The sequence below is a fragment of the Nitratireductor sp. genome, assembly GCF_017794765.1.
In the GTDB taxonomy this organism is placed as follows: domain Bacteria; phylum Pseudomonadota; class Alphaproteobacteria; order Rhizobiales; family Rhizobiaceae; genus Nitratireductor.
The window spans coordinates 3,258,599-3,281,425 of the sequence record NZ_CP051236.1 but is presented as its reverse complement, the minus strand read 5'-3'; the positions used below and the strand labels follow the sequence as shown (position 1 = coordinate 3,281,425).

Sequence of the window (22,827 nt, the reverse complement as noted above, 5' to 3'; positions counted from 1 at the left end):
GGCGGGTCAGCCCTCGATCACGAAGGCCTTGCGCTTTTTGCCGGACGCCGTCTCGATAGGCTTGTGCCCGATCCACTGCACATGCCGGGAGAGAACCGCACATGCCGCGTCAGTTTCTCCGCGCCGCAGATGTTCGAGGATCGCGCGATGATCGCGGTCCGTACGCGTTTCCCAGTTGGAGCGCCATGCAGAGAAAAGGAAGCGGGCGCTCGCCGCATGCAGATCGTCGATGGCGGCCAGCAACCGAGGCATGCCGCATGGGGCCACGAGAAGCCGGTGAAAACGCCGGTTTGCCGCTTCCCATGCCATCACGTCTCGGGCCTGGTCGCCTTCGAGAGTTGCCTCTTCCGCCGCCGCGAGGATCGCCGGGGTCAGGTGTTGCGCCGCATTGCGCAAGGCCAGCACTTCCAGCGCCGCGCGCATCTCCGCCACCTCGCGCACCTGGTTCAGATCGAAGGCCGCTACCCGCACCCCGCGGCGCGGCTCGTTCTTTGCCAGGCCCTGGGCTTCCAGCAGGCGGAACGCCTCGCGCACCGGCACGTGGCTCGTGCCGAACTCCTCGGCGATATGATCCTGTCGCAACCGCGCACCCGGTTCGAGTTTGCCTGAAACGATGCGCTCGGCCAGCGTGCGGGCAATCTGGGTGGCTTTGGTCTCTTTGCGTGTGGTCATAATTATAGATAATTTGCTTCATGCTGCTTTGTCGAGTGCGCTTCCGCGTGTTCACGAGAGAGAGGAGAGTCGCAACGCGCCGCTTGACGATTTTCATATATGGGATAATTTCTCAAATATGGATTCAGGATCAGATGCCCCTTTCAACGTTGATCGGCGTATTGCCGAGCGCCTTCGCACACTTCGTCAGGAGCGTGGCTGGTCGCTCGAAGATCTTGCCGGCCGTAGCGCTGTGAGCCGCGCGACCCTTTCGAGACTCGAAAACGCGGAGGTCAGCGCCACTGCCACCGTTCTGGGCAGGCTTTGTCAGGCGTACGGCATAACACTTTCGCGCCTCATGCATCTTGTGGAAGACGATTTTCCGCCACTCGTTCCACGTGCCGCTCAGACGGTGTGGGAGGATGCCCGATCCGGGTTTACGCGCCGGATCGTTTCGCCTCCTGCGCGTGCGCTTGTCGGGGAGGCGATGGAAGGCGCGCTTCGTCCCGGTGCGCGGATCATCTATGACGGGCCGCCTCGCGCCGGACTGGAGCATCACCTGGTTTTGCTGCAGGGCACCTTGCATATCACAGTCGATGGTATGGCCTACACACTGCATCCGGGTGATTGCCTTCGCTATCAGCTTCGCGGTCCGAGCCGGTTTGACGCCGATGCGTCCGCAGGTGCGCGTTATCTCCTTTTCACGGTCTGACCATGCAGAGCAACACCACCTTTTCCATAGAACGTGTCGATGCACTCACCGCGTTCCGGATTCTGCCTGAGCTGGCAGGTCTGCTTCACGCGTGCGTCCATGGCGGGGCAAGCATCGGGTTCATATTGCCGTTCGGCATGGAAGCTTCGATGAACTTCTGGCGGGAAAAAGTTCTTCCGGCGGTTGGTTCAGGTGGGCGTCTTCTCTTCATTGCCCGTAAGGACGGCAGGCTTGCGGGGTCGGTTCAGCTGGTCGTAGATACCCCGCCCAATCAGCCGCACAGGGCCGAAGCGTCCAAGCTCCTGGTCGACCCCGCCTCTCGCCGGCAGGGTATCGCCCGTGCGCTTATGGAGGTGCTCGAAGGTGAGGCGCGCAGCCTTGGCCGCAGCCTCATCACGCTCGACACACGGACCGGCGACAAGGCCGAGCCGCTTTATGCGGCACTTGGCTTTTCCGTTGCCGGTATTATTCCGGACTATTGCCGCGATCCGTTTCTCGACCGCCTGGACGCCACCACGATCATGTACAAGCGGCTCGATGATGCGCGGGCATTGTGAACCTGCTCAGCTTTCGAATGCCGGAGCCGCAAGGCGTTCCACATGGGTCCGCAGGTCGGGTGGCCAGTTGCCTATTCTGCGCCGGAAACCCTTTGCGTCCCCTGCATAAAGCGCGCGAGCCGCGTCTTCATATCCGGGCTGGTCGCCCAGCATCGCCATCATGAACGTATCGGCTGCGCTTTTGGCCCTGCGGACCTTTTCATGCGGCGCATCCTTTGTGCGGGCGGCATCGACCAGCTTTCGCAGTGTTGCCGACGCACCGCCCGGTTGCGCGTTCAGCCAGTCCCACTGGCGCGGCAGCAGGGTCACCTCTCGCGCCACCACGCCCAGTCTCGGGCGACCGGGCGCGCGCCTTGGTTGCGTGTTCTGCGCTTCCGGAGCCAGTCTGGCCGCCACATCCTCGTGGCTGCCTGCAAGGTTGAAGTCGATCTGCCGGCCGGACAGATCGTCGAAGATAAGCACATCTGCGCCTGGGTGTTCGTCGAGCAATGTCTTGGCCGTCAGCGCGACCTCGAGGGCGCTGCCGCTGGCAAGAAGCCTGTTGCCATGGAATGCAGTGAAATTGGACATTGGGAGCGTTCCTTTGGATGATCTTGAGTTTTACCCGGGTATAATAAATCTGTCAATATACCCGGGTAAAATATCGGCAGGATTGGAGGGCGAATGAAAGAACTTCTGCTGTTGCGCCATGCGAAGTCGAGTTGGGACGAGCCGGGCATGAGTGACATTGAGCGCCCGCTGGCGCCGCGCGGACGTCGCGCTGCTCCACTCATGGGGCGGGAGCTCATGAAGCGGGGCTGGTTGCCAGACCGGGTTCTGGTGTCTCCGGCCCGTCGTGCGCAGCAGACATGGCGTCTGGTTGCTGCAGAGCTTGGGGGTGCCGAGCCGGACCTTGGCAGCGGGGAGGGGCTTTACATGGCTTCGCCGGACGAATTGCTCGCCGCGTTGCGGAGCACTTCCAGGACGGCCAAACGTGTTCTCCTTGTCGGTCACAATCCAGGCATGGAGGATTTCGCCAGCCGTCTGGCCGGCGCCGGGTCCGAAGAGGATGCGCTTGAACGCATGCGGGAAAAATTCCCTACTGCTGCTCTCGCCCGTTTTACCATCGAGGGAGAGTGGAATGCGCTCGCCTTTGGCGCTGGGCGTCTGCTTGATTTCCTCAAGCCGAAGGATTTCTCCCAGAGATAGGTTTGCCAAATGAGCTTGCGGCGGCGCCGCACCCGCGCTAGCACGCTGTCAAACGTCTGGAGGTTTTATGTCCCGGTGAAGCGGGGGCGGTTTCGCCCCGGAAATGGATGATGGCCGATCTTTACCGGCTCCTGCATCCGTTTCGCTTTTTTCAAACGCCTTTTCGCAACTGGCGTGCCTCCGGCAGGCGCGTTCGATGTTGCACAACTGGACATGACCGAAAATGATCAAGACTTATCAACCCGGCGTCGATGACGACGCCATTGTTGCCGTCTGGCTTCGCGCCAGTCGGCTCGCGCACGCTTTTCTTGAGGAAGCTTTCCTGACGCGCGAGGCCGACAACATCCGCAACGTCTACCTGCCTATGGCCGAGACGCGCACCATCTGGGTGGATAACCGGCTCGTCGGTTTCATCTCGCTGCTCGGCAACCAGGTCGGCGGCCTGTTTCTCGATCCGGCATTTCACGGTCGCGGGCTCGGCCGGGCCCTGATGGATGATGCAGTCGCCCGAATGGGTACGCTAGAACTCGATGTTTTCGTGAAGAACGATCTCGGCCGAAGCTTCTATGCGCGCTATGGCTTCGTTCCGATCGAGGAGCGCATCGACGAACCCACGGGTGAGCCGGTGCTGCATCTTCGCTACCCGGCCTGACATGACGGCGGATGATTGATCCTGACACCCTTCTGTCAGGAACTGTGCGGGGTGATGCATTCCCCATGCGTCACCCCTTTCCATTTTGGGTCTGCGGTTCCATATTCGCCCCATGGCCAGATCATCCGAAAAGAAGAATGGCGGCTTCGCCGAAGCCCCCCAGCCCGAGCTTTCGGGCACACCGCTCTCCGGTTCCATTGCGGATTGGGCAGATGAGATCGCGCAGGAAGCCGAGAAATCTGCAAAGCCGAAAAAGCCCAAAAAGCCTGCCGAACGCTCCGCCTCCGCTTCGAAGACCGCGCGCGGCACCTCGATGGGCGGCGCAGCTTCGGCCCGTGAGCGCGCGGCCGCCGGACTCATGCCCGTCGCGGGTCTCGACGTCACGCTCGAAGAGGCCGAAGGGCTGTCCTCCTCCGGCGTCACGGCCACGGTCGCAGCGCTCTCCAGGCTGATCGAAGGCGGCGATCCGAACCTTCAATCCACATGGACACCGCACCGCCCCGCGCGGCCGGAAAAATCCGAGGGCGGCATTCCGCTCAGGATGTCGACAGAGTTCAAACCGTCGGGCGACCAACCCACGGCCATTGCCGATCTCGTCGCCGGCGCCAACGAGAATGAGCGCACGCAGGTCCTTTTGGGCGTCACCGGTTCGGGCAAGACCTTCACCATGGCCAAGGTGATCGAGGAAACGCAGCGTCCAGCCATCGTCCTCGCACCGAACAAGACGCTGGCCGCCCAGCTTTACGGTGAGTTCAGGTCTTTCTTCCCCGACAATGCGGTCGAGTATTTCGTCTCCTACTACGACTATTACCAGCCCGAGGCCTACGTCCCGCGCTCCGACACCTATATCGAGAAGGAATCCTCCATCAACGAGCAGATCGACCGCATGCGCCACTCTGCCACGCGCGCCCTGCTCGAACGCGATGACGTGATCATCGTCGCGTCGGTCTCCTGCATCTACGGTATCGGCTCGGTCGAGACCTACACGGCCATGACCTTCCAGATGCAGATTGGCGACCGGCTCGACCAGCGTCAGCTCCTGGCCGATCTCGTGGCACAGCAATACAAGCGTCAGGACATCAATTTCGTGCGTGGCTCCTTCCGTGTGCGCGGCGACACGATCGAAATCTTCCCCGCCCACCTGGAGGATCGCGCCTGGCGCATCTCCCTCTTTGGCGACGAGATCGAGACCATCACCGAGTTCGACCCGCTCACCGGCAAGAAGACCGGCGATCTGCAATCGGTCAAGATCTACGCCAATTCGCACTATGTCACCCCGCGCCCCACGCTCAACCAGGCCATCAAGGGCATCAATGCCGAGCTGAAACAGCGCCTTGCCGAGCTTGAGCGCGCCGGTCGGCTGCTGGAGGCCCAGCGCCTCGAACAGCGCACCCGCTTCGATCTCGAAATGCTGGAAGCCACCGGCTCCTGCGCCGGCATCGAGAACTATTCGCGCTATTTGACCGGCCGCGCGCCCGGCGAGCCGCCGCCCACCCTGTTCGAGTATATTCCCGACAATGCGCTCGTCTTTGTCGACGAGAGCCACGTCACCATTCCGCAGATCGGCGGCATGTATCGCGGCGACTTTCGCCGCAAGGCGACGCTCGCCGAATATGGTTTCCGCCTGCCGTCCTGCATGGACAACCGGCCGCTCCGCTTCGAGGAATGGGACGCCATGCGCCCCGCCACCATCGCCGTCTCCGCCACCCCCGGCAACTGGGAGATGGAGGCTGCCGGCGGCGTTTTCGCCGAGCAGGTCATTCGCCCCACCGGCCTCATCGATCCCCCTGTCGAGGTGCGCCCCGCCAAGACCCAGGTCGACGATGTGCTGGGCGAGATTCGCGAGACCGCCGCCAAGGGCTATCGCACGCTCGTCACCGTGCTCACCAAGCGCATGGCGGAGGACCTTACCGAGTACCTGCATGAGCAGGGCGTGCGCGTGCGCTACATGCACTCAGACATCGACACGCTGGAGCGCATCGAGATCATCCGCGACCTGCGCCTCGGCGCCTTCGACGTGCTCGTCGGCATCAACCTTCTGCGCGAGGGCCTCGATATTCCCGAATGCGGCCTTGTCGCCATTCTCGATGCCGACAAGGAAGGCTTTTTGCGCTCCGAGACCTCACTCATCCAGACCATCGGTCGCGCGGCGCGCAATGTCGATGGCCGCGTCATGCTCTATGCCGACCGCATCACCGGCTCCATGGAGCGGGCGATGGAAGAGACCAACCGCCGCCGCGAGAAGCAGCTTGCTTACAATGAGGAACACGGCATCACGCCGGCTTCCATCAAGAAGAACATCGCCGACATTCTCGATTCCGTTTATGAGCGCGATCATGTCCGCGCCGACATTGGCGGTGCCGGTGGCCGGGGCGACGACCTCAACAATCTCGTTGGCAACAACCTCGCCGCCCATCTCGAACATCTCGAGAAAGCGATGCGCGACGCCGCCGCCGATCTCGATTTTGAGGAAGCCGCCCGTCTGCGCGACGAAATCAAGCGCCTGAAGGAAACCGAGCTCGCCATCATGGACGACCCGCTCGCCCGCGACGCAGGTGTCGAAAACACGCAAAAATCCCGCCGCGACAAGGCGCGCAGCCGCAAGGGGCAGGGCGGGCGGGCCAAGGGCGCAGGCGCACCGTCAGCCCCTCATGGTGAGCCTGTCGAACCACGAGGGCCGGGCCGTGAAGGCACGGGCCCAACGCTCTTCCACAAGCCCGACCTCGATGAAATGGGCACCTCCGGCGCCCATGCCGTGCCTGCCGGCAAGAGCCTTTTCCGCAAGAACGATCTGGACGAGATGACGGTCGGCCGCACCGAAGAGCCGGTGCGCAAACCGGTTCCGCAGAAGCCGGAAGACGACCCCAAACCGGTGAAACGCCACCGGCCCGGCATCGGCTCCTACGAAGATCCGGCGGACGAGCGCCGCGCCAAGCGCCGCCCCGGGAAGACTGGGCGGCCGGGGCGGTAAACAAACCTCCGTCACCCCGGAAGCCGCAGGTTATCCGGGAGCCATTGGTAGAACGCCGTGGGGCACGGCCGGGTTTTCGTAGGTGCGCCCTCAAGGTCCATCGCTTTTTCGGGTAACTTCCTCACTCCCGATCCCGCTCAAACCGCGCTTTCACTGGAAACGCCGGCAGCCACTTCTCGCGGCGTGACACCCACAGCTCATAATCCGGCACAAGCTGGTCCGGCGCGTCCAGCGTGCCGAGATGCACTTCTATCTCGTCACCGGTGCGGGCAAACACGGAGGAGCCGCAGCGCGGGCAGAAATGGCGGCCCTGATAGGCGTGTGTCTCGCCGGTGACGCGCACCGCCTCCGCCGCAAAGACGGCTGCCGCATAAAACAGCGCGCCATGGTGCTTGCGGCAGTCGAGACAATGGCAGATGCCCACGCGGTCGGGCTCTCCCGAAACTTCGATCCGCACCGCGCCGCACAGGCATCCGCCGCTCAACCGCTTCATTGCCTGTTTCCTTTCCCGCCTTTGCTTTGGCGCACTCTGCCGCCGGAAAGATGCAGCCGCAAGGGACAGTCGCAAGGGGAGGGGGCTTGAAAGAGCTCTGAGAACATCCGTCGCCTCTTCTCCCCGCAAACGCGGAGAAGGCAGCCGTCAATCCCCACTGCTTCTTCATCCTCCGGCTTGACCCACTGCTGTCCGGGGTCGTCCTTGCGCCGGTTGAACAGGAAATCGAGACCCCAGCAGAAATAGAGGTCTTTCTCGATGTTTTCGGCTCGTGTCTCCAGTTTGGCCGCGACTGCCGAATAGAGGGCCTGGCGTTCATCGGTGCTCGAACTGAGGATTTCAGCGAGGGTTTGCTGCATGTGTCCATGGCGTCTCAAGTGGCTCTGACATGTCGTCCGAGCTTTCGTCGGCCGACAGTGTTTGCGTGATTTTTTCGATTGCCGGGTACATCCAAGCGGGAACGGCTTGGATGCTCTGGTGCAGGTCTTCGACAATTGCGTTACGCTCCGGCGCGCTGGATAGGCGTCGGACAATCCCATTGACAGCGCATCCGGGCTCGCTCGATCATCGCGAAACCATGACAGGATCTGAACGACGCGGATGGCCAGCCGGCCCAGAATGCCGTCTTGGCGGGAATCCGCTTGAAGTCGAGTTTGTAGACGACTGGCTATTTAGCGTTTGGGTTGCCCGTGTTGGCAACAATCTCGATCGCCCTTGGATAGGTGTCGGCGTAAATCGTACTGCAGGCTGGGACTGCCGTCGTCAATCCAAGGTCATTGGCTGCGGTCATTCCGTCGACGAGCATTCGCAGCTTATCGCGTCGTGCGATTGCATCGACAAATGATGCGATGGGAGGGAACTCCATCTTGCCGGTCAGTTTGCTTGTGGTCGGTTTATCATACGGGGCCACGGCACGGGCGCCTGATGTCGCCACGCTTGGCAAGTCTCTGTAGGGCCTTCTCGACCCCGTTCGGGCTGGCGATGTCCAGGAAATCAGCCCGCGACCACACCCCAGCGGGAGCACCCGCTGCTATACGCGCGTGAACGCGGTTAAGTGCGTTAGACGTGGGGTCGGGCATTTGCTTCCCTCACTGTGTGACCGAATAATATATATATATATATAAATTTTGGTCAGTAGGGTGAGACTATCGCCCCAATGCTGTCCTTCAGCAGCCCTAATTCAGACGCGCAACAACGGTCAACCCAAGAGCGAAAGTTGATCCTCACGCGTAGCTTATCCAGACCCTCTAGCGCATCGTCAACGCTTGGCCTAACAGCGAGATCGCTGCACTCATGCCCTGGAGCTACAAGACCAGACAGCCTCAACTGTGGAGCACAGTCGAACGCTGCTTTCATCTTCCGCCTTGCATGTATCCAAAAATGCGCCGCACGGACCAATTTCTGAATGTCCGGTCAAGTTTCGTTGGTGTTGGTCTGACTCCACTGATAGCGGACACGCGCCGTGCTGAATATCCAGTTCCTGTCTTCCTGCTGCCATTCTCAGAAAAGCTAAACTGGAGCCCAAAAGCCTGTCACCAATAACTAATTTTGGTAGATATCAGCATAAATCTCCCGCAAGGTGTTCTTCCGCACTTTTCCCATGGTATTGCGTGGCAGCTCGGCGACGAAGAGGACACGCTTCGGCTGCTTGTAGCGTGCCAGCCTGTCGTAGAGCGCGGATAGCACATCCTTCTCTTCGAGCGCCGCACCATCCTTGCAGACGACGACGGCTGTCACACCTTCGCCGAAATCTGGGTGCGGAACACCAAAGACGGCGCTTTCGAGGACCCCCGGCAGCTGGTCTATCTCGGATTCGATTTCCTTCGGGTAGATGTTGTAGCCGCCGGTAATCACCAAGTCTTTGTCGCGCCCGACAATGTGGAGATAGCCACGTTCGTCGATCATCCCGAGGTCTCCCGTGATGAAGAAGCCGTCGATCCGAAATTCCGATGCGGTCTTTTCTGGCATGCGCCAGTACCCCTTGAAGACGTTCGGACCTTTCACCTCGATCATGCCGGTCTCGCCATCGGCGACAGGCTTAACGCTATCCGGTTCGGTGACACGAAGCAAAACGCCTGGTAGTGGAAAGCCGACAGTCCCGGCGACGCGTTCCCCGTCATAGGGATTTGAGGTATTCATGTTGGTCTCGGTCATGCCGTAGCGTTCAAGGATGCGGTGGCCGGTCATGACCTCGAACCGGCGGTGCGTCTCGGCAAGGAGCGGTGCCGAACCGGAAATGAAGAGCCGCATATTGGCGGTCGTTTCCCGCGTCAGCTCGGAGCTCTGGATCAGCCGTACATAGAAGGTAGGCACTCCCATCATGACGGTCGCCCTTGGCATCAGCGCCAGCACCCGGTAGGCATCGAACTTCGGCAGGAAATACATGGAGGCACCCGCCAGCATGATGACATTGGAGGCGACGAACAGGCCGTGCGTGTGGAAGATCGGCAGTGCATGGATCAACCGGTCGGCACTCGAAAAGCGCCAGAATTCGCGCAACGTTGCAGCGTTGGAAAGCAGGTTATCGTGCGACAGCATCGCGCCCTTGGAGCGCCCGGTGGTACCGGAGGTGTAAAGGATGGCGGCGAGATCGTTCGGGCCGCGTGGGACGTCGTCGAAGTCCTCGGCCTCACTGGCCGCAAGTGCCATCAGGCTGCCACCGCCCTTGTCGTCTAAGGTTTCGACGACGGCGCCCTTCACCGAGGCGATTGGCTGCAATCCTTTTTTCGCCTCGGGAGTGCTGACTACCAGCCGCGGCTCGGCATCGCCGATGAAATATTCGAGCTCGGCGAGCGTATAAGCAGTGTTAAGCGGCAGATAGATGGCGCCGGCACGAACGCAGGCGAGGTATAGCATCAGCGCTTCGGGGCTTTTTTCGACCTGCACGGCGACCCGATCGCCTGGCTGGACATTCAGTTTCACCAGCGTTGCAGCGAGACGAGCAGAGAGCTTGAACATGTCGCCATAGGTCCACACTTGACCAGCCTCCGTCTCGATGAACGGTGCTTCCGGCCGTACACCAGCGCGGAACGCGTCAAATAAATGGTTGCTCATGCGCTGATCTCCTTGCTGCCATTTCCCTTCAGCTCTTCTGGGGATGCTCCGCCCGGACGAGAGAAGAGGTTTCTGGAACCGCGATTCGCGGAAACCAGTTTTCGGACTGGTTGGGAGGCGACGACCTCGCGGCGGACGGCGAACGCCTCATGGTTCTTTTCAATGTCTTCGAACTTGTAGAGATAGTTGACCATCAGCCCGTGCGACTGATGCATGGCGCGTGGCGAACGATCGCCGAGGAAATTGATCCGCTCCAGCCTTGCGCCGTTGCCGAGATGGAAGCGGCCGACTGGATCGACCACCCGACCCCGTGGATTGCGCGCCTTCAGGAAATACCAAGCCGCGGCCGAGTTCATCACCGGCTGCAGCCGGGCGCAATGCTCCTCGTCGTTGGCCCAGCCGTTCTGGTCGAGCGCATCCAGCACGCACTTGTCGTCGGCGCTCAGCGCATCTGAGGCTTTCGATTTCCGTTCGCGCGTGAGCCAGGTCGCGAAGCCCGGCACGGGTGAAAGCGTGACGAAGGTGTCGAGTTTCGGCAGGTCGCGCTTCAAGTCTTCGACCACCTGCTTGATAAGGAAATTGCCGAAGGAGATGCCGCGCAGGCCATCCTGGCAGTTTGAAATCGAATAGAAGACGGCCGTTGTTGCGTCGTTGGCACGGATAGGCACCCGGTCCTCCCGCAGTAGATCGACGATATTACTTGGAATGCCGCGTGTCAGCGCCACCTCCACGAAGATCAGCGGATCGTCGGTAAGCTGCGGGTGGAAGAAGGCGAAGCAGCGGCGATCCTCGGGCGCAAGTCTCAGCCGCAACTCGTCCCAGCCGCCGATATGATGAACCGCTTCATAGCGGATGATCTTTTCGAGGATGTCGGCGGGTGTCGACCAGCTGATCGGCTTCAACATGAGAAAACCGCGGTTGAACCAGGACAAGAGAAGATGGGCAAAGTCAGCATCGACCGTCGCGAGATCCGGATCGTCGATCTTCATATTCAGCAGCGACTCGCGCATGCGCACTAGCGTTGCGATGCCGTTTGGCGCCAGGTTGAACCGTCGGATCAGTTCCTGGCGGCGGGGTTCGGCAGCTAAATGGAGTTCGAGCATAGTGGCCGGGTTCGGATTTCGGCGGTACGCATCGATAGCCTTTTCCAGCCATTCCTTTTTTGGTCCGAAATTCGAAAGCAGGAGCCTCATAAATTCCCGCTGGCCATCTGTGTCGAGGCAGCGCCAGTAATCCAGAATGTTAGCCGCAAGCGCCATGCCAGAAGCTTCCCCGCGGCTTGAGAGAAGCGTTTCGCACAGAGTTTCCACGGTGCCGATTTGATTACCGTCGTCCTCGCGTGGATCAGACAACAGTTTCCGACCGCGGTCAGCGATGGTCTGCAACATATCGCTGAAGAAGGATGTTGTACTCATCACGCAGCCTCAATACTTGCGTTCAACTTCCTTTGTCCGTGCATCAATGCTTCCAGATTTGGTTTGGGGGGACCAAACTCACTATCGCCGGAAAGAAGAGCCTCGATTTCCCCAGCCACCGCTAGAACGCCGAGGTCGTCGTACCGTTTGCCAACGATCTGCAGGCCGAAAGGCATGCCAAGCTCATCCCGGCCCATCGGGATTGTTACGGAGGGATGGCCCGGAATGGTCGAGGCATAGGCGAGGGCGAGCCACTGGTAATAGCTTTGTGTCGCCTCTCCATCGATCTCGGCCGGGTAAAGTTCGTGCCAGTCGCGCGGACTGATCGTCACTGCTGGCGACAGGATGTAGTCATGGTTGTCGAAGAAGCCTTGCCAGTTGCGATAATAGACACCCTGTCGGTTCATCACGTCGGCGACATCAAGCGCCGAATAGGAAAGGCCCTCCTCGACATTGGCCATGATGTTCGGCCCGTAGCGTCCCGGATGTTTCAGCGTATTGGCATGGTGTGCCCCAAGAAACATCACAGCGCGCAGAACCGCGAAAATCCGGTCTGCGTCGGTGCAGTCGGGAGCCGTTTCTTCAGCTGATGCGAAAAGCGGCGCCAGATGATCGACCCTCTTGCGGAAGGCACGGCGGATCACCTGTTCGGTCATCGCAAAGCTGAAGTCTTCGGTGAAGGCAATTTTCAGGGATTTCAGGTCGCGGCGGGGCAGGGTGGCAAATGCCTGCGGGTCCCACAGCGTTTTGCCTTCAAGCACCCCGGTGAAGGGATCGAGACGATCCGGCCGGGCCATGACCGATAGCATCAGGGCCGTGTCGGCAACCGTACGCGCCATCGGGCCGGACGTTGGCAGATGCATCAGGGCCATGCCCCTTGTATTGCCGGGCACAACGCCCGGAGACGGCCGGAAACCGACGACGCCGCAGAAAGCCGCCGGATTTCTCAGGCTACCTCCGGTGTCCGATCCCGTGCAGAGCGGGGCCATGCCGGTTGCCAGGGCTGCGGCGGATCCACCCGACGAACCGGCCGCGCTCTTTGCCGGATCATGCGGGTTACCCGTCGGCCCGTAGACCTTGTTGACAGTGTTGCCACCGGCAGAGAACTCCGGATTGTTGGTCTTTCCGAGCACGAGACCGCCTGCCCGGCGCATCGTGGCGACGATGGCGTCGTCCTTGACGGCAATATTGTCCCTGAACAGATCAGAGCCAAAGGTTGTCGGCAGGCCGGTCACATCGATCATGTCCTTGACGCCGAAGGGCAGACCGTGCACCGGACCAAGGATGTCTCCCCTCACGACGGCAGCTTCCGCCTTCCGGGCTTCTTCACGCAGATGGTCGAAATCACTTGCGACAACGGCATTGATCGCCGGATTGATCGCTTCTGTCCGGGCAATGCAGGCCTCGGCCAGTTCCACCGGGGAAAGCCTGCGCCAGCCGATGAGTTGGCGGGCTTCGATCGCGGTCAGGTCTGCGGGGTCGGACATTGTCAAAGATACCTCAGGCGGGCGGGAGAAAGATCTGGAACCGGGGCGCTGCCGCTCGTCATCTCTTCGGCGAGCAAGGCTGCGTTCGTCGGGCCGAGGGTGAACCTCTGGTGACTGTGACCGAAATGGAACCACAACCCCTTGTGAAGCGGTGCCTTGCCGGCGAGCGGCAACACGTCGGGCATGCACGGCCGGCTTCCGTACCAGGGCCCGGTTTCGACCGGTTCTCCGAGATCGATCAACTCGGAAGCTGCCGCAGTGCTTCGCTGCAACTGGACGGGAGTGGAGGAAGCGAGTTCAGCCCCGGTCAGGACCCTAAGTCCCTTCTGCATGGGAGACAGGACGGTGGCGCTTTCCCCCAGGAGCATAGGTGCATTCAACGTGCCGCCACCGGTAGAATGTCGGTGGTAACCGCGCTTGCGAAGCATGGGCGACCAGGGACCGGGCGCCACGACGATTTCCTTTGCCGAGACGTCTCCACCGGGCGAGGTCACATCGGCCGTGACGATGCGACCACCCCTTGATGCGAAGAGCGCGGCATAGGACCGTGTCAGCTCCCCCGGGGCCGCACAGCTCCACGTTTCGGGCCAATGAACGGCTCCCGCGAGACCTGGTTTCAGATGCGACTCGGCCTGCGCGAGTTCGGAGGGCGACTCGATAGCGACCTCAACGCCGTAGTCGCGAGAAATGCGTTCGGCCTCTGCCGTGGATGCATCAATGCCTTGCTGCGACCGGTAGACAAACCGGAGACCAGTCCTGCGGATCAGATTATCCGCACCCGCCACAGCGATCAGCGGGGCACGGTCGGCGGTCGCTCTACGGACAAGTCCGGCATAGGTTCTTGAAATCTCCTTGTGCCGGGCCGGAAGCGATAGAGTAAAATAGAGCCAGAGTGGGCAAAGATAGGCAGGCAGCGCGGTCAGATGGTAGTTGACGTCATTGCTGCGCGTGAATGCGCTCCTGATGAACGTGGTCAGGGCGAGAGGCAGAGGATGGGGCTCGACGGCCTCTGTCTGAATGACGCCAGCATTGTCGTAGCTGGTCTCCTGCCCGACATCCTGCCTGTCGATGAAAGCAGCATCCCGTCCGGCAGCCTGCAGCGCAAGAGCGGTCGAGACACCGACCATGCCCCCACCGAGAACCAGAACATCGTGCATTGCCGCCCTCCTATCGAACAGTTGAATTGCCGGGAGGAGGCCGGGCCTCGCCGATATCCCAGAACAGGCCTGTCATCATTCGTAAGGCCTCACGGTTGGAAGGCAGGAGCACGTGCTCATCGGGGGCATGTTGTGAACAACCTGGATAGGAATGGGGAAGCCAGACCGTTGGTAGTCCAAGCGTATCGGAAAAACTCTTGCTGGGAATGGAGCCCGCCAGGTTGGGAAGCAGCACCGGTTTCTTGCCGGTGGTCTCCGCCACGGATGCCGCCACGCGGCTGACCCACGGATGGGCAGGATCGAGCCGGGTCGCGTGGAACGTGCCCCACTCTGCCGGTAGGATTTGAACATCCTCAAAACCTTCGCGGTCGAGATACCGGCGCAGCGCGGGGAGAATGTCTTCCGGGTCGGTGCCAACAACATAGCGGAGCTGGCAATGGGCATTCGCCCAGCCGGAAATGGCGTTGACCGGGGCTTCGGGAATGCCGCTCTTCTGGGCGAGCACGACAAAGGAATTCCAGCCGAAAACCCGCTCTGAGGGCGTCAGGCTTTCTTCGCCCCAGTCCGTATCGACAGACGGACCGTCAAAGCCTCCCACCGGACAGTCCTGGAGAATCTTCCGGATTTCAGGTGTCAGGCTGGTCGGCCGCCATTCCGGCACCTTGATCTGACCGCGCCGGTCGGCGATCGACGCGATGGCATGGGCAAGAACGATTGCGGCATCCTTGAGCAATCCGCCCCAGTTGCCGGAGTGATGCGCCCCTTCGCGGTACTCGACACGCAGGTCGAAATTCACTGCGCCCCGCGACCCCGTGAACAAGGTCGGCCTGTCCGGATGAAGACGAGGACCGTCAGACGCGATCAGGACGTCGGCCTTCAGCAAGTCCTTATGGGCTGAACAGAGCGCTTCGAGGCCGGGAGAGCCGCATTCCTCGGCCATTTCCAGAATGACTTTTGCATTGAAGCCAAGAGAGCCACGAGCCTCGATGACGGCTCGCAGAGCGGCAAAGTTGATCAGATGCTGGCCCTTGTTGTCCGCCGTTCCGCGGCCATAAGCCTTGTCGCCTTCGACGATGACCTTGAACGGGGCCAAGCCCTGCCGCCACTGGTCCGTCTGTGCACGGATCACATCGCCATGGCCGTAGGTGAGAATGGTGTCGAAGTCCGGATTTTCGATCCGCTCGGCATAAAGGAGCGGGTATCCGGCTTCGACAGGATTTGCCAGAATACGACAGCTGAAGCCCATGCTCTCCAGCATGGGGATGGCCGCCTCAGTGAGATAGCGCAGAAGTTCGGGCCGGGCAGCCGGTTCCTGGCTTTCGGTCGGATAGGCGACCAGCCTGGAAAGCTCTTCTACAAAGCCTCCAAGGTCCGCATATGCCTCGATGTCTTTCAATGCTGAAGAGCGGCTCGTCATGTCAGTTCTTCGTTTCCTTTTCTGCCACGGCATCGCCCCAGGGCGACATGATTTCCGTGCACCCCGTGTTCAGTCCGTTGTCGCGCATCACGCCGGCCGGACAGGCGAAGGCATAGGGATAGACCGTGCGTTTCGTGGTTACCGCCGGATGGATATCCTGAAGCGAGGCGAGAATATCCGGAGCCAGATCCTCGTCGACGACGGCTGTCTCCCCGCCGGAATTATCGACGCGCGGCTGGTGAAAGGCGCCTTCGAGGTCCATGCCGAAATCCATCATGAAGGAGGTGAGGTTCAAAATGGCCGGCAGGATCTTCCGGCCGCCCGACGCGCCGATGGCAAACCGCTTGCCGTTCATCTCGCCAATCGTCGGGCAGACATTCATCAGGCAGCCCTTGTCGGGTGCCAGCGAGTTGGGTTTGCCGGGCTCCGGGTCGAACCACATGATCCCGTTGTTCATGAGGAAGCCGGTCGCCGGCGAGACGACGCGCGAGCCGAAGATGGAAAGCAGCGTCTGGGTGACGGCAACCATGTTGCCTTGCCGGTCGACAACGGAAAAATGGGTGGTGCAGGAGGGCGCATGCGGGGCGTCCCGGTCGCCCATGTGCTCGAGGCGGCTGCGGTAGGTGGTGCCGAGCGCCTCGACCATGGCGCCGTAGCTCGTGGCATCGGGGGCACCGGCCGGCTCGAAGGCGGCTTCCATCATGCCAAGGCATTCGACAAGGTTCGGACCTGCGGTCAGACCCTTTGAGGCGTGGACGATGCCGCCGCGATAGGGCACGGTGATCGCTTCACGCAGCTCAGCCTTGTACGCCGCCAGATCCGCGAGACTGAGAGACCCGCCCTTGGCTCTGACGTCGGAAACCAGCGCGCGGGCGATATCGCCTTCATAGAAATCGCGGGCGCCCTCCCTGGCAAGCCACTGCAGCGTTTCGGCCAGACGGCTCTGGTCGAGCCGTTTCTCCGCGAGCGCTGTCCAACCGGTAATCGTCGGCCATTGCCCGCCCTCAAGAAAAAGGCTGGCCGCGTCCGGGTCCTTGGCAAGTGCGCGGGTGCTGGAGGCAATCAGCAGCGCGGCGTACCAGTCGACGAGTAGGCCTTCCCTGGCAAGATCGACGGCGGGCGTCAGCAGGTCCTTCCAGTCCATTCGGCCGAACAGGCGGTGCGCCAGCTCCATGCCGGCAACGGTCCCGGGAACCGCGATCGCCGTCGCACCTTGAACGTTGCGGTCATTCTTGACGGACAGCCAGGGAAAAAGATCGGAGAACTGACCGGATCCGTCCAGCGGATAATCCGCCGGATCGAGAGCTTTGGGAGACCGCATGCCGAAGAACAGCGTATGCGCCTTCTGTTCGGCCTCGCGCCAGATCATCATGCAGCCGCCGCCGGCAGGCCCGCTCATCCAGGGTTCGACGACCCCGACCGCGAAGGACGTGGCAACCGCTGCGTCGATGGCATCGCCCCCCGCCTCCAGAATGGCCGCACCGGCTTCGGCGGCCCTGCGGTGTTGGGAGGCCACGATGCCGCCACGGGTCGGGATGACCTGCTTGCGCACCATCTGCGTGGTTGAGAAATTGCTCATAGTGTCACCGGTCAGGCAGGCAGCAGCGATCGTCCGTCCGCACTTTCACGAAAGAGGTGGCAGTCCACGTGGGACGTGCCGGATTGCAGATGCGGTGGCGGAGTGGTGGAACAGATGTCCCTTGCGGCCGCACAGCGGGGATGGAAGTGACATCCTGACGGCGGGGAAATCGGATTGGGATATTGTGCCCCCAGATGAAGGTCCGGGACCGAAAGCGAGGGATCGGGCGTCAGCACCGAGTCCAGCAACGCTTTTGTATAGGGATGCCGGGGTCCGGCGAAGAGGTCGCCGGCCAGCGCTTCCTCGACGATCCTGCCGAGATACATGACCGCGACGCGCGTCGCCAGATGTTCGACGACCGCCAGATTGTGGCTGATGAAGAGGTAGGTGAGCCCGAGTTCCTCGCGAAGATCCGCCAGCAGGTTCAGGATCTGCGACTGGATCGACACGTCGAGCGCGGAGGTCGGCTCGTCGCAGATGACGATTTCCGGGTTGATCACCAGCGCCCGGGCAATGGCGACACGCTGGCGCTGGCCGCCGGAGAGCTGGCCGGGATAGCCGCGCCGCGATCGGGCGGGCAATCCGACAAGATCGAGCATTTTCGTCACCGCCTTTTGGCGCGAGACGCTGTCGCCGATCTTGTGAACGACAAGCGGCAGCGACACGATCTCCTCGATCGACTTCCTCGGGTTGAGAGAGGAATAGGGATCCTGGAAGATCGGCTGGATGCGGCGGGCAAGAAGCTGGCGGTCGGCAGGGCCGATCAGCTTACCGTCTACAAGAACCTCTCCGCTTGTTGGGTTTTCGAGCCCGAGCAGGATCTTCGCAAGCGTCGATTTCCCGCAGCCGGATTCGCCGACAAGCCCAAGGACGTCCTTCTTGTGGAGGCGCAGGGAGACGCCGCCGAGCGCCTGGAGCGGCTTCGGCTTGGCAAACATGCCCTGCTTGACCTGGTAGGTCTTTGTAATGCCGGTGAGTTCCAGCACCGGTTCGCGTGCCTTTGGTTCCGACATCACGCCACCTCGCTAACCAGGGTTTCTTGAATGCAGCGGTACGTATGTTCGCCGCTGGCGGAACGTTTCGGAATACGCCCCGAACAGGTTTCTCTTGCCAGGACGCAGCGGCTGCGGAAGGCGCAACCGGAAACGTCGCCGATGAGAGACGGTACGATTCCGGGGATGGAGCCGAGCGGCTCTCCCGGTCTTGTCTTACCGGGAACCGGAATGCAGTCGAGCAGCCCGCGCGTATAGGGATGGGAGGGGGCGTCGAAGATTTCCTTCGCCGTGCCGCTTTCCACGATCTCGCCGGCATACATCACCGCAACCTTGTCGGCGATGCGGGCGACAACGCCCAGGTCATGCGTGACGAGGATCAGCGCCAGGTTCATCTCGCGCTTCAGGTCGGCTAGCAGGCGCAGGATCTGGGCCTGGATCGTCACGTCGAGCGCGGTCGTCGGCTCGTCGGCGATGATCAGGTCCGGCTCGCACATCAGCGCCATGGCGATCATCACCCGCTGGCGCAGGCCTCCGGAAAGTTGATGCGGATATTGCTGGAGGCGGCTCTCGGCGGCGGTGATCCCGACCTTGCCGAGAAGATCGGCGGCCCGCGCCATGGCCTCCGCCTTCGAGACCTTGCGATGCAGCTGCAGGGCCTCGGCAAGCTGATCGCCGATGGTATAGGCCGGATTCAGCGAAGTCATGGGTTCCTGGAAGATCATCGCCATGCGGTCGCCCCGAAGCGCCTGCATCTGCTTGCGCGTCAGCGATCTGAGGTCGCGACCTTCGAACTCCAGCTTCGAAGCACCCACCTTCAGCCGCTTGCCGAGCAGGCCTATGACGGCGAGTGAGGTCAGCGACTTGCCGGATCCGGACTCGCCGACGATGCAGAGCGTTTCGCCGCGCTTCAGTTCGAAATCGATGCCACGCACGGCTTGCAGCGTCCCGGCAGCGAGCGGAATGTCTACCGTCAGTCCCTGCACATTGAGGATCGTCTCGCTCATCCCTTTGCCTCCGGTGCCGTGACGTCGCGTAATCCGTCGCCGAGGAGATTGATCGCCAGAACGAGCAGGAACAGCGCAATGCCCGGTATTGTGATCAGCCATGGCTGGAATAACATCATTTCCTTGCCTTCCGATATCATCAGGCCCCAGGACGGTGTTGGAGGCTGGACGCCAAGACCCAGGAACGAAAGGGCGGCTTCCAGCAGAATTGCATGGGCCATTTCCAGCGTCATGACGACGATGAGATTGTTGATCACATTCGGCATGATCTCGGACAGCACGATGCGTGTCTTAGAGCAGCCGATAGCCTTGGCCGCATTGACATACTCCAGCCCGCGGATCTGCATGACGGAGGAGCGCATGACAATGGCAAAGCGGTCCCAGAGCAGAAAGCCAAGCACAAGGATGACGATCTGAAGGGATCCTCCGAAAAGGGCGACAATCGCAAGTGATACAAGTACAACTGGCAGAGCAAGGCGCACATTGATAAGGAAGGTCGCCGCGAGATCGACCTTGCCGCCGAAATACCCTGCCGCGACGCCGAGCGCCGTGCCGATAACGCCCGAGATGAGAGCCGTGACAGTGCCGATCAGCAGCGAAATACGCGCGCCGTAGAGCAAACGCGCCAGATAGTCTCGGCCAAGCTGGTCGGTGCCGAGCAGATGGCTCGGGTCCGAGCCCGCCATCCAGAAGGGCGGCTTCATCCGGGCAGAGAGATCCTGAGCGTAGGGGCTTTGGTCGGTCAGGAGTGGCGCAAACAGCGCTGCTGCCGCGACGAGGACAAGAATGGCGAGGCCGAACAGCAGGCCGTAGTGGCCGAAGAGGCGGCGGCGGAGCAGGGCACCGGGCGTAACGGTGATGATGCTTTCAACGGTTTGAGTGGGAGTGTCTGTCATGTCAGCCTACCCTGATGCGCGGGTCGAGCCAGGCGTTTGCCAAGTCCGACAGGAGGGTGAAAAGGATGTAGAAGCAGGAGAAGATGAGGATCAGCGCCTGTACAGTCGGCAGGTCGTGGCGGCCGATCGATTCCCAGGCGAGATATCCAGCTCCATGGAGGGAAAAGATGGCTTCCACCACTACAGAGCCGCCGAGCATGAAGCCCATCTGCACCGCGGAGAGGGAAACGACCGGAACGATGGCGTTTCGAAGGGCATGCTTGAAAAGAACTCTGCCGGCCCCGGCACCCTTGGCCCTTGCGGTGCGGATGTAATCGGCATTCAGCACCTCCAGCATGCCGGCGCGAGTCAGGCGCATGATGGCCGGCATCGCGTAATAGCCGAGTACCACCGTCGGCATGATGAAATGCCGCCAGGTTTCCGAGCCTGAGGCCGGCAGCAGACGGAGCTTGATCGAGAAGATGACTATCATGACCAGACCGAACCAGAAGCTGGGCATGGCCTGACCCGCGACTGAAAGGAAAAGGGCGGTGCGGTCGACCACGGAATTCGGTCGCACCGCAGCTGCGACCCCGAGGGGAACGGCGGTTAGCAGCGCAAAGGAAATGGCACAGATGCCCAATGTCATGGTGATCGACAGTCGATCCGCGATCAGGTCGGCGACGGGCAGCTTGAAGTAGTAGCTTTCGCCGAAGTCGCCATGGAGCGCTTTCCAGAGCCAGTCGGTGTATTGCACTGTCAGGGGACGGTCGAAGCCGTATTGCCGGCTGATGGCGGCGATGTCGGCCGCGGTCGCATTCTCCCCGGCAAGGGAGGTTGCCGGGTCTCCCGACAGATGTAGCAACGAGAAACTGATGACCGAAACGGTAAAGGTCACCAGGATGGCCAGGCCAAGGCGCTTGAGAGCGAAGGCGAGCATGGAATTAACTCCGAAGGCAATTCGGGCCTCGCCTCGGGCGAGAACGAGGCCCGGGTGGTGGTGGGCCGCCTTACTTCCAACTCATGTCGAAGAAACGGACGATTTCGTCCGGCGTCGGCGTGAAGTCGACGTCCTTCGTGAAGACGTAGTTGGAGTTATAGGAGAAGAGCGGGATCCAATAGGCTTCCTCCGCAATTCTTTGCAGGGCCTTGGAGTAGTTTTTCTTGCGGACTTCTTCATCGACCGAGGTATCACCGGCGTCGAGCCAGGCCTTCACCTCTTCATCCCGTGCAAAATCCTGACCTCCGAACTTGAAGAACTGGCTTGTGATGGCCGAAACGTCGTTGATCGAGTTCGAGCCCCAGGTCAGAAATCCGAAGCCGCCACCTGCCTTTGTTTGCAGATCGCGCAGGGCGGAATACTTGAGATAGTTCAGATTGGCCTTGATGCCGACATCGGCCAGATAAGCCATTATTGCTTCGGCGATAGGACGTTCACGATATGCGTAAAAGTCAATCGAGAATCCATCCGGGTAACCAGCTTCTGTAAGTAGTTCTCGAGCTTGCGCTGGGTTAAAGTCATAAGTTTCGACTTCTTTGGTGCAGCCAATTTGACTTGGATAACAAGCTGCGTGGACCACCACCGAACTACCCTTCATGAGGTTGTCAACAATCGCTTGGCGATCGATGGCATGTCCAACTGCCTGCCGCACCTCCCTATTTGTGAAAGGGTTATCTCCCCCTCGCCCAGATGCATCCATAGTGACATACCCGATGCGCATAGTACTTTCATTTACAACGGTCAGATCACTCGAGCTGGCAAGCTGTTCCGCCAAATCGGCTGGAACCCCCCAAACAAGATCCACACCTCCTGACAATAGCTCTGCCATCTGGGTGTTGATGTCCGGGATCGTGCGGATGTCGATCGTGCCGATGGAAGGCTGCCCCTTGGGGCCGTCGTGGTAGCCCTCGAATTTCTTCAGGACGAAATGCTTGCCCGGTTCGACGCTCTCCACCTTGTAGGGTCCAGTCCCAACAGGCTTCAACCCCATGCCGGTAGGACCTACCTCAGCGTAGTATTCGTTGGGATAAATCGGAACGAGGCCCGAAAGAAATTCAAGTGCCGCTGGAAACGGACTGTCTGTGTGGACTCGCACAGTGTACTGGTCGAGCTTCTCGATGCTTTTAATCCAGTTGACATAACTCGGAGATGTCACGTGATTGTCTGGATTGATAGCAAAAGAAACTGTGTAGACGACATCGTCGGCATCGAAATCCTCGCCGTTGTGGAACTTGATACCTTCGCGCAGCTTGAATTCCAGCGTGGTGTCATTGATCCACTTCCATGAAGTGGCCAAATTGCCCACGTATTCTCCCGATTTCGGGTCGCGGAACACAAGACCATCCCAAATCTGACGCGACAAAATTGATCCTTCACGCGCCGACTGGAAATAGAAATCAACGGATTCAATCTCCTTCGTGAAGGTGGTGCGAAGTGTGTCATCCGCCTTGTTCGCAAAGGCCGTATTCAAGGGCCCAACAGCTATCAAAATACCCGCGCTAAGCTTTAAAAGTGAATTTCTCATTTTCACACAGGCCACTTTGAGCCCCCTCTCGAAAGTTTGTTATTGCATTGTGATACTTTGTAGTGTATCGTCATTAAGACTATCAAATTGTCATC

The 22,827-nt window shown here is 60.7% G+C and carries 19 protein-coding genes and 2 pseudogenes; 5 read left to right on the top strand and 16 right to left on the bottom strand.

Features of this window, described 5'->3' with window-relative positions; genetic code table 11:
* Nucleotides 1–6 precede the first annotated feature (6 nt).
* Entirely contained in the window at nt 7–672 is a 666-nt protein-coding gene (locus HF949_RS15495; RefSeq protein WP_292896748.1) for a GntR family transcriptional regulator, read from the bottom strand.
* A 118-nt stretch (nt 673–790) separates the two neighbouring features.
* On the opposite strand from HF949_RS15495, the gene HF949_RS15490 reads away from it, so the two are divergent.
* On the top strand, nt 791–1,363 hold the full coding sequence (locus HF949_RS15490; protein ID WP_292896746.1) for a helix-turn-helix domain-containing protein: 573 nt from the start codon (nt 791–793) through the stop codon (nt 1,361–1,363).
* 2 nt (nt 1,364–1,365) lie between these two features.
* Entirely contained in the window at nt 1,366–1,920 is a 555-nt protein-coding gene (locus tag HF949_RS15485; protein ID WP_292896744.1) for a GNAT family N-acetyltransferase, read from the top strand.
* 6 nt (nt 1,921–1,926) lie between these two features.
* On the opposite strand, the gene HF949_RS15480 is transcribed toward HF949_RS15485, so the two are convergent.
* Nucleotides 1,927–2,490, bottom strand: coding sequence for a DUF2239 family protein (locus HF949_RS15480; RefSeq protein WP_292896742.1), 564 nt, complete (start codon nt 2,488–2,490; stop codon nt 1,927–1,929).
* 93 nt (nt 2,491–2,583) lie between these two features.
* Between HF949_RS15480 and HF949_RS15475 the strand changes: the two genes are divergently transcribed.
* The 3 genes from HF949_RS15475 to uvrB all read left to right on the top strand — a co-directional run bounded on the left by HF949_RS15475 (nt 2,584) and on the right by uvrB (nt 6,731).
* On the top strand, nt 2,584–3,108 hold the full coding sequence (locus HF949_RS15475; RefSeq protein WP_292896740.1) for a SixA phosphatase family protein: 525 nt from the start codon (nt 2,584–2,586) through the stop codon (nt 3,106–3,108).
* Between the two features lie 223 nt (nt 3,109–3,331).
* Nucleotides 3,332–3,760 carry a GNAT family N-acetyltransferase gene (locus tag HF949_RS15470; RefSeq protein ID WP_292896738.1) on the top strand — a complete coding sequence of 143 codons (429 nt, stop codon included), beginning with the start codon at nt 3,332–3,334 and terminating at the stop codon, nt 3,758–3,760.
* Between the two features lie 112 nt (nt 3,761–3,872).
* Nucleotides 3,873–6,731 (top strand): excinuclease ABC subunit UvrB, encoded by a 2,859-nt coding sequence (gene uvrB, locus HF949_RS15465; protein ID WP_292896736.1) that lies wholly within the window; start codon nt 3,873–3,875, stop codon nt 6,729–6,731.
* Between the two features lie 121 nt (nt 6,732–6,852).
* Here uvrB and HF949_RS15460 read toward each other — a convergent pair whose 3' ends face one another.
* The 14 genes and pseudogenes from HF949_RS15460 to HF949_RS15395 all read right to left on the bottom strand — a co-directional run bounded on the left by HF949_RS15460 (nt 6,853) and on the right by HF949_RS15395 (nt 22,747).
* Nucleotides 6,853–7,224, bottom strand: coding sequence for a GFA family protein (locus HF949_RS15460; RefSeq protein ID WP_292896734.1), 372 nt, complete (start codon nt 7,222–7,224; stop codon nt 6,853–6,855).
* A gap of 194 nt (nt 7,225–7,418) precedes the next feature.
* Nucleotides 7,419–7,583: pseudogene (locus HF949_RS15455) on the bottom strand (nucleotidyl transferase AbiEii/AbiGii toxin family protein); the annotation flags it as partial.
* Nucleotides 7,564–8,303: pseudogene (locus tag HF949_RS15450) on the bottom strand (DUF6088 family protein). The pseudogenes HF949_RS15450 and HF949_RS15455, both read right to left, overlap by 20 nt.
* A gap of 463 nt (nt 8,304–8,766) precedes the next feature.
* Nucleotides 8,767–10,278, bottom strand: a complete 1,512-nt coding sequence (locus HF949_RS15445; RefSeq protein WP_292896732.1) for a malonate--CoA ligase — start codon at nt 10,276–10,278, stop codon at nt 8,767–8,769.
* Nucleotides 10,275–11,693 carry a malonyl-CoA decarboxylase gene (locus HF949_RS15440; protein WP_292896730.1) on the bottom strand — a complete coding sequence of 473 codons (1,419 nt, stop codon included), beginning with the start codon at nt 11,691–11,693 and terminating at the stop codon, nt 10,275–10,277. Before HF949_RS15440 ends, HF949_RS15445 begins: the two co-directional genes overlap by 4 nt.
* Nucleotides 11,693–13,180, bottom strand: coding sequence for an amidase (locus HF949_RS15435; protein ID WP_292896728.1), 1,488 nt, complete (start codon nt 13,178–13,180; stop codon nt 11,693–11,695). The genes HF949_RS15440 and HF949_RS15435 overlap by 1 nt, the downstream gene beginning before the upstream one ends.
* Nucleotides 13,181–13,182: 2 nt before the next feature.
* Complete coding sequence (locus HF949_RS15430) at nt 13,183–14,337, bottom strand: NAD(P)/FAD-dependent oxidoreductase (RefSeq protein ID WP_292896726.1); 1,155 nt, start codon at nt 14,335–14,337, stop codon at nt 13,183–13,185.
* Between the two features lie 10 nt (nt 14,338–14,347).
* Nucleotides 14,348–15,754: a M20 family metallopeptidase gene (locus HF949_RS15425; RefSeq protein WP_292896724.1), complete on the bottom strand. Its 1,407-nt coding sequence runs from the start codon at nt 15,752–15,754 to the stop codon at nt 14,348–14,350.
* Between the two features lies 1 nt (nt 15,755).
* A complete protein-coding gene (locus tag HF949_RS15420; RefSeq protein WP_292896722.1) occupies nt 15,756–17,333 on the bottom strand; it encodes a gamma-glutamyltransferase family protein in 1,578 nt (525 codons plus the stop codon).
* An 11-nt stretch (nt 17,334–17,344) separates the two neighbouring features.
* Nucleotides 17,345–18,346, bottom strand: a complete 1,002-nt coding sequence (locus tag HF949_RS15415) for an ABC transporter ATP-binding protein (protein ID WP_292896720.1) — start codon at nt 18,344–18,346, stop codon at nt 17,345–17,347.
* The gene (locus HF949_RS15410; protein WP_292896718.1) at nt 18,346–19,332 is read right to left on the bottom strand and encodes an ABC transporter ATP-binding protein; all 987 of its coding nucleotides are present in this window, start codon (nt 19,330–19,332) and stop codon (nt 18,346–18,348) included. Before HF949_RS15410 ends, HF949_RS15415 begins: the two co-directional genes overlap by 1 nt.
* Nucleotides 19,329–20,228: an ABC transporter permease gene (locus HF949_RS15405; RefSeq protein WP_292896716.1), complete on the bottom strand. Its 900-nt coding sequence runs from the start codon at nt 20,226–20,228 to the stop codon at nt 19,329–19,331. The genes HF949_RS15410 and HF949_RS15405 overlap by 4 nt, the downstream gene beginning before the upstream one ends.
* 1 nt (nt 20,229) lies before the next feature.
* Entirely contained in the window at nt 20,230–21,147 is a 918-nt protein-coding gene (locus HF949_RS15400; protein WP_292896714.1) for an ABC transporter permease, read from the bottom strand.
* Between the two features lie 70 nt (nt 21,148–21,217).
* Nucleotides 21,218–22,747: an ABC transporter substrate-binding protein gene (locus HF949_RS15395; protein WP_292896712.1), complete on the bottom strand. Its 1,530-nt coding sequence runs from the start codon at nt 22,745–22,747 to the stop codon at nt 21,218–21,220.
* Between the last annotated feature and the right edge of the window lie 80 nt (nt 22,748–22,827).

Bases quoted from the DNA above. Each gene is read 5' to 3' on its own strand.
- HF949_RS15430 (WP_292896726.1), bottom strand. From the start codon at position 14,337: ATGCACGATGTTCTGGTTCTCGGTGGGGGCATGGTCGGTGTCTCGACC.
- HF949_RS15425 (WP_292896724.1), bottom strand. From the start codon at position 15,754: ATGACGAGCCGCTCTTCAGCATTGAAAGACATCGAGGCATATGCGGAC.
- HF949_RS15490 (WP_292896746.1), top strand. From the start codon at position 791: ATGGATTCAGGATCAGATGCCCCTTTCAACGTTGATCGGCGTATTGCC.
- HF949_RS15405 (WP_292896716.1), bottom strand. From the start codon at position 20,228: ATGACAGACACTCCCACTCAAACCGTTGAAAGCATCATCACCGTTACG.
- HF949_RS15420 (WP_292896722.1), bottom strand. From the start codon at position 17,333: ATGAGCAATTTCTCAACCACGCAGATGGTGCGCAAGCAGGTCATCCCG.
- HF949_RS15410 (WP_292896718.1), bottom strand. From the start codon at position 19,332: ATGAGCGAGACGATCCTCAATGTGCAGGGACTGACGGTAGACATTCCG.
- HF949_RS15445 (WP_292896732.1), bottom strand. From the start codon at position 10,278: ATGAGCAACCATTTATTTGACGCGTTCCGCGCTGGTGTACGGCCGGAA.
- HF949_RS15400 (WP_292896714.1), bottom strand. From the start codon at position 21,147: ATGCTCGCCTTCGCTCTCAAGCGCCTTGGCCTGGCCATCCTGGTGACC.
- HF949_RS15480 (WP_292896742.1), bottom strand. From the start codon at position 2,490: ATGTCCAATTTCACTGCATTCCATGGCAACAGGCTTCTTGCCAGCGGC.
- HF949_RS15435 (WP_292896728.1), bottom strand. From the start codon at position 13,180: ATGTCCGACCCCGCAGACCTGACCGCGATCGAAGCCCGCCAACTCATC.
- HF949_RS15485 (WP_292896744.1), top strand. From the start codon at position 1,366: ATGCAGAGCAACACCACCTTTTCCATAGAACGTGTCGATGCACTCACC.
- HF949_RS15460 (WP_292896734.1), bottom strand. From the start codon at position 7,224: ATGAAGCGGTTGAGCGGCGGATGCCTGTGCGGCGCGGTGCGGATCGAA.
- HF949_RS15495 (WP_292896748.1), bottom strand. From the start codon at position 672: ATGACCACACGCAAAGAGACCAAAGCCACCCAGATTGCCCGCACGCTG.
- HF949_RS15415 (WP_292896720.1), bottom strand. From the start codon at position 18,346: ATGTCGGAACCAAAGGCACGCGAACCGGTGCTGGAACTCACCGGCATT.
- HF949_RS15475 (WP_292896740.1), top strand. From the start codon at position 2,584: ATGAAAGAACTTCTGCTGTTGCGCCATGCGAAGTCGAGTTGGGACGAG.
- HF949_RS15470 (WP_292896738.1), top strand. From the start codon at position 3,332: ATGATCAAGACTTATCAACCCGGCGTCGATGACGACGCCATTGTTGCC.
- uvrB (WP_292896736.1), top strand. From the start codon at position 3,873: ATGGCCAGATCATCCGAAAAGAAGAATGGCGGCTTCGCCGAAGCCCCC.
- HF949_RS15440 (WP_292896730.1), bottom strand. From the start codon at position 11,693: ATGAGTACAACATCCTTCTTCAGCGATATGTTGCAGACCATCGCTGAC.